Here is a 12,264-nt window from a genome sequence, read left to right on the forward strand (position 1 = left end):
ACTGGCCCCAAGCTCAGATTAACTATGCTGATGTTTGTGTTTGATCCAGTGGTTTAAGGTTTCAAATAACTCATTAAGTACTATGGGTTTAGTAATATGGGCATTCATACCCGCCGCTAAACTCTTTTCCCTGTCGCCCGACATGGCATGGGCCGTCATGGCAATAATAGGCAGCTCGTCGGCACTATAACGCTCCCGCAGCGCCCTTGCCGCCGTTAAGCCATCCATCACAGGCATTTGAATGTCCATCAATACCGCATCGAAGGGGCGCGAATCAATAATATCGAGGGCAATCTGGCCGTTATCCGCCAGCACCACTTCATAGCCCGCACTCTTTAACAGTTCGGTCGCCACTTGCTGGTTGATAAAGTTATCCTCCACCAATAGCACTAATCCCGTGTGTTCACCTACTTCCGACTCAATTTCTGCCATAGGTTGCACCACGTTTAATCTAGGTTCATCGGCAAAGGCTGCGATGATTTCATCGAACAGGCTCGAGGCCTTAAAGGGCTTTTGCAACACGGCAAACACATTGGCACTATCCACCTCATACTGCAAAGGTTCTGCCGCATAGGCCGTCATCATAATAATGATGGGCCGTTTATGGATACGCCCCTCGGCCACCATAGTATCGATGGCGCTGATCACATCACCGCCATCCATTTCAGGCATCATCCAATCGAGTAGCAATAGATCTATGGGATCCCGTGACAGCTTATACAGGGCCTCGGCACCGCTAGCGGCGGTATCGACTTCGAAGTGGAAATCCCGCATCACAGCGGAATAAATTTGCAGGGCAGTTGGGTTATCATCAACCACTAAGGTGCGTAAATTATTGAGTTTTTCAGGCACCACTAGCGGCGTAATTTTCGCTTCTTCGGCAATTTCAAAACTGATGGTAAAGCTGAAGGTACTGCCCACCCCAAGCTCGCTCTGTACCTGCATCTTGCCGCCCATCATAGACACTAGATGCTTACTGATCGACAGGCCTAAACCTGTGCCGCCATACTTACGGGTCGTCGAGCCATCGGCCTGGGCAAAAGCATCGAACAGTTTCTCCTGCTGATCTTTGCTAATACCAATGCCTGTATCACGTACCCAGAATTTCAGGGTAATGCGGTGATCCCGCTCGCCCACATCTTCGCAGCCCAGTTCAATCTCACCGGATTGGGTAAATTTGACCGCATTTGAGAGTAAGTTAATCAGTACTTGGCCTAAACGCAGCGGATCGCCCTTGAGGATAAGCCCGGCGGTAACGGGGGCATAGAGTAACAGTTCAACGCCCTGCTCCTGTGCCTTGAGCGCATTGAGATCGAGTGCATGGTCGAGCACTTTATCCAGCGGGAATGGCACCCGCTCAAGTTCTAGCTTACCCGCTTCAATCTTAGAGAAGTCGAGAATATCGTTAATAATCCGCAGCAGGGATTGCGCCGAGAATCCCGCCTTTTCAAGGTAATCCTTTTGCTGCGCCGTTAACGAAGTGCGCTGGGCGAGCTGCAACATACCAATAATGGCGTTCATCGGCGTGCGGATCTCATGGCTCATATTCGCCAGGAATTCACTCTTGTAGAGGTTGGCTAACTCGGCATCTTGCTTAGCCTCAAGCAAGGCCACCTCGTTACTCTTTTGACGGGTAATATCTTTATGTGTCCCCAACATCCGCTTAGGTTGACCATCGGCGGTAAACTCAACCACTCGGCCGCGGGAAAGCACCCAATGATAACTGCCATTTTTACCCAGTATCCGAAACTCAATTTCATAGGCATCGACAGGATTTTGCAGGTATTGATTACGGTATTCCTCCACCCGAATACGGTCATCCGGATGGGTTAATTGATCAATTGCCGATAATAGGGCTGGGAATTCATTGGTTTTATACCCCAGCATTGAGTAATAGGCTGGGTTACAGATGATCTGTTCCGAATCTAAATACCAGTCCCATAGACCATCTTCCACCGCGTCCATGGCTAAGTGATAACGCTCCTCCGAGAGTCGTAATTGCTCGGCGGATTCGTATTCCCGCGTCACATCACGCCATACGGCAATCAAGCCCTGCAGCTCACCGCGGCGGTTATAGAATGGCAGTTTTAAGGTATCGAGCAGCAGGGGCTTGCCCGCCAGTTCGACCTTTTCCTGATAGCGCAGCGGTGTACGATCCTTGAGCACTTGCTCATCCTCGGCGCGGATCCGTATCCCCATTTCAGGCGACGTTAAATCCTCCGAAGACAGGCCTATCATCTCGCTCTCGGTGTAACCCAGCATGCGCTCCGCCGCCTTGTTACAACCTAAGTAATTGCCTTCTTTATCTTTAAAGACAATCGCTTCAGGGATTGAATCGAGTAGAGAGCGCAGTAATGCATACTCACGTTCACGCCGCTCTGTGGTTTCTTTTAAACGCTCGGTACGCCGCGCCACTAACTTATCGAGGCGCTTATTTTGCTCCGCCAGATGGTGGGTATATTGTTTGTTTTCTTCAAAGATCCGACTGACCAATAGGAACCAAGGTTCCCAGCCATGGGTAATTTTCTCGGGAGGCTTACGGGGCTCTTGGGAGCAGCCCTCAAGGTGGGATAACAGGCGCGATGCTGGGCTCACAAAGGAGCGACGAGTCTGCCAATGCACTATGGTCACTAGCACTGAAAGGGCGATCACCACCAAAATAAAGGTCAGCTGTAACTTTTCCCACGAGTCTTGGAATAAATCGTCCTCATCCTGCAGGTACAGCAAACGCCACGGCGCGTTATGCAGGGCAACAGAGTGGATATAGTAGCCATTGCGGCTAATACCTTCATGGGCATCGAATAATTCAGACTCGGGCAAAGAATGCAGTTCGGAGGGAATACGTTGACTGATGTGATAGACCCGATTGATGTCGGAATTATCAAAATCACTATGGGATAAAATATTGTTCTGCTGATCGAGCAAGATCACAGTGCCCGGCATCTTAAAATAGACTCGAATTTGCCGCGCCAGCGAGGCCAAGGTCATATCTAAATTGATTGACCCCATAAATTCATCTTCAAGGTAAACGGGCACACCTAAGGTTGTCAGCAGCCCCTTGCCCGTGGAGTCCACATAGGCCTCACTCCAGAATACACTGCGCTGCGGGTTCATTGCCGGAGTGGCATATTGGAACTGCTTCTTATTGAGTAACTCATCCCTAAAGCGTTGATCGTCATTGGTCCAAGGGAAATAGGACATTATCCTTTGTCTGGAAAGATAGTAAATCGCCGAGGCCTTGGGGGCAGCTTCCTTCGCGACGGGGAAAGACAAAGATAGCTCGAACAGCATTTCAAGCTCTTGGTAGAACTTATCACTGCGACCATCGAGGGACCCAGCGCCGGTGATCCGCCCCATATTGGTAAAAGGCTTGCCGCCCTTAGCGTAGCTAGGTTCTAAGGTAAAATACTGGCCACTCTCGTTAAATTTGCCATATTGAGGTAAGCGATCTTTACGGACTAACTCACCTAAACGTAAATGATCGACGGCAACGTCCCGTAAACTCTTTACCGCCCGAATACTCGACTCGAGTAACAAGTCAATTTGCAGCACATGGCGCTCAACCTGTTCCTCACGCTGTTCCATTTGTTGGGTTTTCTGACGATCGAAAAACATCCATGCGGTTAATAACGACATGACAATAACGCCAATGTACGTATAAAAAACGGCACGGTTGTAATTCTTCTGGATCGGCGATTTTAGTTGGAGATCCGGCTCACTCGATTTCATCCACTACCCTTGCTTGCAGCGCTTGATTTTAGCCATCGGCGGCAAAAACTATTGGGCTAATATACTAGCAGGAAGAAACCCTCAATCACATCAAATAATTATTGGCCGAATGCCATCCATGCCCATGATAAGTCGATTAAAAAAGAAAAGCAGGACGAAAAACAAAGGCCTCAAAGATGAGACCTTTTGTAACAAGCTTACCGATAGGCTTATAAGTGCTCTTCGGCGTATTCGGCGAGGCGTGAACGCACGACACCGTTGAGGTACAGATTGGCGCTGCCTTCAAAGTCTTTAAAGCGTTCGACTATATAGGTCAACCCCGAAGTCACGGCGGTCAGGTAGTTAGAGTCAATCTGTGCTAAGTTACCGCAACAAATCAGTTTTGTACCCTCGCCCATACGGGTGATCATGGTTTTGATCTGCGAGGCGGTGAGGTTTTGACACTCATCCAATAGGACGATGGAGTTTTGGATCGAGCGTCCGCGCATAAAGTTAATCGACTTAAACTGAATGTTGGCTTTCTCCATGATGTAATTGAGGCTGCCCGTGGGATTCACATCATTCTTATGCAGCACTTCTAAGGTGTCGGTAATGGCCGCAAGCCAAGGCATCATTTTCTCTTCTTCGGTGCCGGGCAAGAAACCGATTGATTCGGCGATTTCAGGGGTATTACGGGTAACAATTACTTTGTCGTAGCGGTTACGCTCAACCACCAATTCCAACGCAGCGGCCATGGCGAGTAAGGTTTTACCGCAACCAGCAGGCCCAGTTAAGATCACCAAATCGATATCGGGATCGAGCAAGGCTTGCAGCGCCATCCCTTGGTAAACATTCTTAGGCTTAACCCCCCATGCCTCGAGGTTTTTCATCCGCTCGCGGCCTAAATCTAAAATATGTAGATGAGTGTCACTGCGTTCGGTAACGCGACCACAAAAATCCGACTCCGTATCGATAAGATATTGGTTAATATAAAATTGATCGTTATCTAAGTCTTTAATTGGCACTTCATGGATAGTATGTCTGCCGTGGCGCTCGGTGGACACTTTGTTTAAATGCTCCCAAAAATTACCCTCAAACTGATAAAAACCTTTACTGAGGAAGCGAATATCATCAATTAATTGGTCGGTGCGATAATCCTCAACCAGTTGAATGCCCGCGCCCTTGGCCTTGAGGCGCATATTGATATCTTTGGTGACTAATACCACGGTCCGTGGATGATGCAGGTTTTGTAGATGCAGTGCAGTGTTGATAATGCGGTTGTCGTTGCCATCCCCCGGCAGGGCGCCTAGGGTAAAATCGACGAGGTGATCGGGGAAGATAGAGAGCGAACCGATCGCATCGGCATGCCCCTCTCGGCTGGGCAAAGGTACACCGTTGATAATCTGTTCCGGTGTGGTATCACCGCCTAGGGTATCTTCCAATGCCCGAATGGCGACCCTAGCATCCCGACTCACATCACTCTTTCGATCTTTAATCTGGTCTAACTCTTCGAGCACTGTCATTGGAATGACTACGTCGTGCTCCTTAAACGAATAGATCGCCAAAGGTTCATGTAATAACACATTGGTATCCAGTACAAACAACTTTCTGTCGTCTTGTTCCATGGCGCCTCCAGAGTGCTTCAGTAAAGTTTAAACACACTTTTGAGTCTCGATAAAAGTAACACGGCTCCTATTATTGGCTGAGAATATGGCAAAGAATGATCATAAGGTTCAAGTCGATAGCTCTTTACTCACACTTTAACCTTAAGTTGATATTGGCACTAAACTCAATAGATAACAATACAGCAACCTATGTTTACCTCCCAGACCCAAGGCAGTGTATCGCCCCCAATATGACACTAGCATGACAGGCGACTTATCACAGGTTCAACAATTTTCTTAGTCGTTCAATTTGTAATCTACCACTCGGGGAATTAGGCTCTAACGGGTGAGAGGGCGATTTAAATATCCCTAGTATTGGTATAACATACGCGCCCTTTGTTAGAGTCCGCCTAGAAATGAGAATTTAAGATGCCGTTCGCCTTAGGTCAACGTTGGATAAGTGATACCGAGTCAGAGCTTGGTTTAGGAACTGTGGTTCAAGTAGAAGGCCGTATGGTCACTGTGTTATTCCCTGCCACCGGTGAGAACCGCATGTTCTCCCGAGCAGAAGCCCCTCTGACACGCGTTATATACAATCCCGGCGATACGGTTGAAAGCCATGAAGGCTGGAGCCTTGCGGTTAGTGAATTGACCGAAAAAGACGGCATAGTGATTTACCACGGCATCCATAGCGAAACGGGCGAGCCAGCTACCCTGCGTGAAACCCTGCTGAACCACAATATTCGTTTCAATAAACCCCAAGACCGTTTATTCGCAGGCCAAATTGACCGCCTCGACCGTTTTGGTGTGCGTTATCAATGCCAAATGCTGCGCCACAAACTGGCGACTTCGGATTTACTGGGTCTGCAAGGTCCTCGCGTTGGGCTTATTCCACATCAAATGTGGATAGCCCATGAAGTCGGCCGCCGTTATGCGCCGCGGGTACTGCTGGCCGATGAAGTCGGCTTAGGTAAAACCATTGAAGCCGGCCTGATTATTCACCAGCAACTGCTAACTGGCCGCGCCGAGCGAGTGCTGATCATAGTCCCAGACACCCTACGCCATCAGTGGCTAGTAGAAATGCTGCGCCGCTTTAACCTGCGCTTCTCGGTATTCGATGAAGACCGCTGCGTCGAGGCCTACGCCGACAATGACAACCCGTTCTACACAGAGCAATTAGTGATTTGTTCACTCGAATTACTGCGTAAGAAAAAACGCCTAGATCAAGCCATAGACGCCGACTGGGATCTGTTAGTCGTCGATGAAGCCCACCACTTAGAATGGACCGAAGAGGCGCCGAGCCGCGCCTATCAAGTGGTTGAAGCCTTAAGTGAAGTTGTCCCCGGTGTATTGCTATTAACCGCAACGCCGGACCAACTGGGCCATGAGAGCCACTTCGCCCGCTTACGCCTGCTCGATCCGGATCGTTTCTACGATTACGATGCCTTCTTAACCGAAGAACACAGCTACAAAGAGGTGGCACTTGCCGCCGAAGCCTTAGCGGGCGAGGCAAAATTGCCCGATGCGGCCATCAACAGCTTAACCGAATTGCTCAGCGAGAAAGATATAGCGCCGAGTATCCGTTTAATCCAAGCCGACGGTATAGACAGCGAGACCCAGCAGGCCGCCCGCAGTGAATTGCTGCAGGAATTACTCGACCGCCACGGCACTGGCCGTGTGCTTTACCGTAATAGCCGCGCCTCGGTAAAAGGTTTTCCACAGCGTTTCTTTAATCCGCATCCCCAGACCATGCCAGAACAATACCTCACCGCCATGCGCGTGAGCGGTATGATGGGTGGCCATAAAACCCTAGAAGCCAAAGCCGCCCAGGCCCTGAGCCCTGAAAAACTCTATCAAGAGTTTGAGGATAACAGTGCCAGTTGGTGGCGCTTCGATCCCCGTGTGGATTGGTTGATCGAGTTCTTAAAATCCCACCGCAGCAAAAAAGTGCTGATCATTGCCAGCGGCGCAGAAACCGCACTGAGCCTAGAGGAAGCACTGCGCACCCGCGAAGGGATTCAAGCGACCGTATTCCACGAAGGCATGTCGATTATCGAGCGCGATAAAGCCGGCGCTTACTTCGCCCAAGAGGAAGGCGGCGCCCAGGCGCTAATCTGCTCTGAAATTGGTTCTGAAGGACGTAACTTCCAATTTGCCAGCCACTTAGTGCTGTTCGATCTGCCATTAAACCCAGATCTATTGGAGCAGCGTATCGGTCGTTTAGACCGTATCGGCCAAAAAAATGATATTCAAATTCACTTGCCTTATCTGGTAGATACGGCCCAAGAGCGTCTAATGCAGTGGTATCACCAAGGGCTAAATGCCTTTGAACTGACCTGCCCAAGCGGCCATGTGCTTTACAGTGAATTTGCCGAAGATCTGTTAAACGTGCTTGTGGGTGACGACAGTGACGAGCTGACCAACCTGCTCAACCATACCCAAACCCGCTATAAAGAACTCAAGCATGCCATGGAACAAGGCCGCGATAAGCTGCTGGAAATCAACTCCCACGGCGGCGAGAAGGCCAAGGCTATTGTCGAGCGTTTAGCCCAGAGTGATCAGGATACCCAACTGATAGGTTCGGTGATTCGTTTATGGGATATTATCGGTGTCGATCAAGAAGATAGAGGCGAAAACTCGATTATTCTGCGTCCGAGTGAACACATGATGTTCCCCACCTACCCAGGTTTGCCAGAAGATGGCGTGACTGTGACCTTTGACCGTGACACCGCTTTATCGCGCGATGATATTGCGCTGATCACCCAAGAGCACCCACTGGTGCAAACGGGCTTAGATTTGATCACAGGCTCAGAAACCGGCACCACTAGCGTGGCGATTCTGAAGAATAAAGCCCTGCCAGCGGGCACCTTATTCTTAGAACTCATCTACATGGCCGATGCGTCGGCGCCAAAATCGAGCCAGTTATACCGTTACTTGCCGCCGACACCCGTGCGCATCTTGCTGGATAAAAATGGCAATGACTTATCCGCTAAGGTGGATTACGCCAGCTTTGATAAACAGCTGAGCGCAGTGAATCGCCATATTGGCAGTAAGTTAGTCACGGCATCACAGCCAATCCTGCACCCATTATTTGCTAAGGGCGAGGAATATGCCCAGCTTGCGGTGGATGATCTGATTAGCCAGGCCCGTGAGAAAATGACCACACAATTAACGGGCGAGTTAGATCGTTTAGAGTCCCTTAAGGCGGTAAACCCCAATATCCGAGAGGAAGAGTTAGCCTACCTGCGCAACCAAATACAGGAACTCACTAACTACCTCGACGATACTCAGCTACAACTCGATGCGATTCGAATGGTATTAGTGAGCCACGTATAACGCGGATCGCCCCTTCGATGCTCTACCAAACGCCCAGCTAATAGACTGGGCGTTTACTTAACTAAAAGATTATACTCAGCCTAAGTGAATTTATAAGACTACACAGGTGGTTACCTATTCTATGGCGCACATCTTCCTTATTGTATTTGGTCTTTCTCTTAGCCTTATCACTTTACCCTGCCTCAGTGCAGAACCTGGGACTGAACCAAAGACAGAACCAGATACAAAACCAGCAACGGCGCCAGAAACGCCTACCGTAAAACCCAATAGAAGCTATTTACCCAGCCAAGAAATCAAACAAATCACCATAGACAACCAACCCTTTGAGCTCCTAGTTCGTCCATGGGAGGGTAGAAAAAAATTGGGTGCTAGCATTATTTTACCCGCCACTAATGGCACGGCGGATTCGCCGGGGCTGATGGCCTTTGTACGGCGTAATATTAACCCCGCGGGTTGGGCAAGTCTGAGCCTCACGCCCCCCACTGAGCCACCAGCCCCAAACTTTGCCACCGCAGCAGAGGAAGTCGCCTCCCCAGGGGCAGCACAACTCAGCACGCCATCCAATAAACCCAGCCCCAAAATTCTCCCTGAAAACAGCTATAAACATTTGCTCGAACAGGAGGACTTTCTCATCAAAAGCCTGTCTCAGCTAGAGACAGTTGGGGCCGATTATCCCGGTAAGAGAGTGTTAATTACCGCCGACCAAAGTGCCGAGTTATTAATCAGCCTTTTAAGCCAAAAGAAAATTGCCAACCCCGATGTGCTGATAGTGATCAATCCCTACAGCGAGGACGAAGAACGCAATCAAGCCTTGGCCGAAAAACTGGCCAAACTCACTATGCCCATTCTGGATATTCAATCGCCGGATGGTCATCCCGCATCGCTCAGCACCGCAGAGCAGCGTAGGACCTTGGCCGTCACCCTAGAGACGCCAAACTACCGCCAATCCCAATTGCTGCTTAATTTAGATAATGAGAGCGCATGGCAGAATTGTTTAAATACCATCAAGGGCTTCGCCGCCCGCATGAGCACAGGTAATTAAATGACTGGTGACTGGTAGTGGTAACTTAAAAAATTATTTCACAAGAAGTGCCCCTACAGGCTCGACGACATCTGATGTAAAAGGATGTACGAATATCGCGATCACATGGCCAATAATGTTCTAGACATCATAGTGACATTTCTCATATCCCTATGGGTCAGATATGAATGAGCAACAATGTGAACGCGGTATTTACACTTCCATGTGCTACAGATGTCGCCGTCGAGCCTATAAGGACATATTCACGGCGTGTCGTTGGGGAAACAATAAACTCCCTGAGCAGATAAAATGGCTACTTAGCTTTTTGTCCCAAAGAGCGTTACTTATTCCTTTTAAATCTATAGTTTACGCTAATGCTTATCACCAACCCGATTGCCTATTGTGATAGGGTTTATCGGGATCTTTTAGCTGCCGCACCGCGGCAATAGTACGGTTTTTACCCAGCAACAGCTTAATTTGGCTTAAGGATTCACGGCTTAATAGGCTACGTAGCGGCGCGGTCCAACTCGCGTTAATACTGAGCTTGATCGCCGCTGCCGCATCGGGGGAAGTCTTACATAACTGTGCGGCTAATTCTTTAGCAGCAAGCATAGGCTGTTCACTTAATTGCGTAACGAGTCCAAGGGATAAGGCCTCTTCGCCGCCCAGCACTTTAGCCGTCAGGGTCAATAACATGGCCTGATCCTTGGGCATAATTTGCCTCAGGGTCACTAATCCCGCCATATCGGGTACCAGCCCCCACTTGGCCTCCATAATCGATAACTGACTGTCACGGTTGGCAATACGTATATCTGCGCCGAGGGCGATTTGCATTCCTCCCCCAAAACAGCAACCATCGAGCACTGCAATAACAGGCACAGGTAAACGCTGCCAGCCGAGGGAAACACGTTGTGCAAGATTGGCATTGCCCGGTAACCACTTAAAAAGCAGTTTGACCGCTTGCATCGGTGCCGACATCACACTTTTAACATCCAGCCCCGCGCTAAAATTGCCACCAGCACCCGAAAGAATAACCGCACGGATACGGCGATTTTTTTTAATACTTTTAATGGCCCTATCCAACTGACTAAACATTAAATAGTTAATTGCATTCATCTTTTCTGGACGATTAAGCAGCACATAGGCAATGCCATCGTCAATTGTCACTTGCACACATTGGTCACTCATGAAATATTCCGTTACTGGTCAGTCCAGATTAAATGTTAACACATTTGGCATAATTAACTAAAAGATATAACATGAGCGCGAATTTTGACTTTGGTCAAAATATTGTCATTACAGCCAAACATTACAGGGTAACTATGTTAGGCTGTGACGATTAAGCTTAAGAATATTAATAGCTCTTTCAGCAAGATAAGCCGTTCGAGTTCAAAAATTGGTGAAGCAACGTGAGTTCCATAACACCAACATCAAATCGTATCTGCAAGGAATTTAACAACATAAAATCTGCAGTTTACACGTAGAAAAGATAAATCAGACTTGCCCGAAGCTCACAATTCGTCAGTCAGACTTAAAAAATTAGTGTTATCTTCAATAAATGGGCAAATTAAGGATCACCAGTCAGCATGACAATATCTGTACTCATCTGTGACGATTCCGCCATGGCGCGCAAGCAAATGGCCCGCACCCTGCCCAAAGAGTGGGATGTCGACATTACCTACGCGACCAACGGTGCCGAAGGATTAGATGCCATTCGCGCGGGTAAAGGTGAAGTGGTGTTTCTCGATCTTAATATGCCCGTGATGGACGGTTATGAAGTGCTGCAAACAGTGCAGCAAAACGACCTGCCTGCGCTGATAATTGTGGTTTCCGGCGATATTCAAATCAAAGCCCATGAACGCGTCAAAGCATTAGGCGCCCTAGACTTTATCCAAAAGCCCGTCAGTGCCGATGCCATCAGCAATATTTTGCAGGAATACGGCATACTCACCCTAGCGCAAAAAGATCTGGCCGATGAAGTGCCGATGATCAAAGTCGATATGCGCGACGCCTGCCAGGAGATAGCCAACGTTGCCATGGGGCGAGCGGCCGATTTATTGGCAAAGTTACTCGATGTGTTTGTCCTGCTTCCCATCCCTAATGTGAATGTGCTTGAGGTCAGTGAATTGACTATGGCGCTCAAAGCGACGGAAGAAAGCTCAACAGTTTCAGCACTTTGCCAAGGTTTTATTGGGGCTGGGATCGCGGGTGAAGCCTTGCTGCTATTCCATGACTCTAGCTTTCAAGATATGGCCAAGCTCATGGGGCTCGCCAATCCAGAAGATAAAAATACTGAGATTGAAGTCCTGATCGATACTGGAAACGTGCTGATTGGCGCTTTCCTCAATGGCATATCCGAGCAGCTCGATATGAAATTTAGCCAAGCACATCCCGTGGTGCTTGGCCGCCACTGCACAGTCAACGATCTCATCCACGATAACTCGGAAAAATGGCAACGAACCTTGGCGATGGAGATCAACTATCGGATTGAAAACCATAATATTCAATGTGATCTATTATTGCTTTTCACCGAGGATTCCATCCCCACTCTGAGCTATAAGCTCGGCTATTTGCTCGATTAACCAGTTGGATTTT

General features: G+C 48.8%; 6 protein-coding genes. 3 read left to right on the forward strand and 3 right to left on the reverse strand.

The window, feature by feature from the left end:
• Positions 1-18: 18 nt before the first annotated feature.
• On the reverse strand, positions 19-3,729 hold the full coding sequence (locus MJO46_RS09650) for a response regulator (RefSeq protein ID WP_253989120.1): 3,711 nt from the start codon (positions 3,727-3,729) through the stop codon (positions 19-21).
• Positions 3,730-3,938: 209 nt separating this feature from the next.
• Positions 3,939-5,333 carry a PhoH family protein gene (locus MJO46_RS09655; RefSeq protein ID WP_253989121.1) on the reverse strand — a complete coding sequence of 465 codons (1,395 nt, stop codon included), beginning with the start codon at positions 5,331-5,333 and terminating at the stop codon, positions 3,939-3,941.
• A gap of 408 nt (positions 5,334-5,741) precedes the next feature.
• On the opposite strand from MJO46_RS09655, the gene rapA reads away from it, so the two are divergent.
• Together rapA and MJO46_RS09665 are read left to right on the forward strand one after the other, a co-directional pair.
• Positions 5,742-8,648, forward strand: coding sequence for an RNA polymerase-associated protein RapA (gene rapA / locus MJO46_RS09660; protein WP_253989122.1), 2,907 nt, complete (start codon positions 5,742-5,744; stop codon positions 8,646-8,648).
• Between the two features lie 121 nt (positions 8,649-8,769).
• Positions 8,770-9,690, forward strand: coding sequence for a DUF3530 family protein (locus tag MJO46_RS09665; RefSeq protein ID WP_253989123.1), 921 nt, complete (start codon positions 8,770-8,772; stop codon positions 9,688-9,690).
• A 360-nt stretch (positions 9,691-10,050) separates the two neighbouring features.
• Here the strand turns inward: MJO46_RS09665 and MJO46_RS09670 are convergent, their stop codons facing one another.
• The gene (locus MJO46_RS09670; RefSeq protein WP_253989124.1) at positions 10,051-10,857 is read right to left on the reverse strand and encodes a crotonase/enoyl-CoA hydratase family protein; all 807 of its coding nucleotides are present in this window, start codon (positions 10,855-10,857) and stop codon (positions 10,051-10,053) included.
• A 398-nt stretch (positions 10,858-11,255) separates the two neighbouring features.
• On the opposite strand from MJO46_RS09670, the gene MJO46_RS09675 reads away from it, so the two are divergent.
• A complete protein-coding gene (locus MJO46_RS09675) occupies positions 11,256-12,251 on the forward strand; it encodes a response regulator (RefSeq protein WP_198782243.1) in 996 nt (331 codons plus the stop codon).
• Positions 12,252-12,264: the final 13 nt, after the last annotated feature.

Origin of the sequence: Shewanella sp. KJ2020 (assembly GCF_024197625.1) — a bacterium.
Lineage (GTDB): Bacteria > Pseudomonadota > Gammaproteobacteria > Enterobacterales > Shewanellaceae > Shewanella.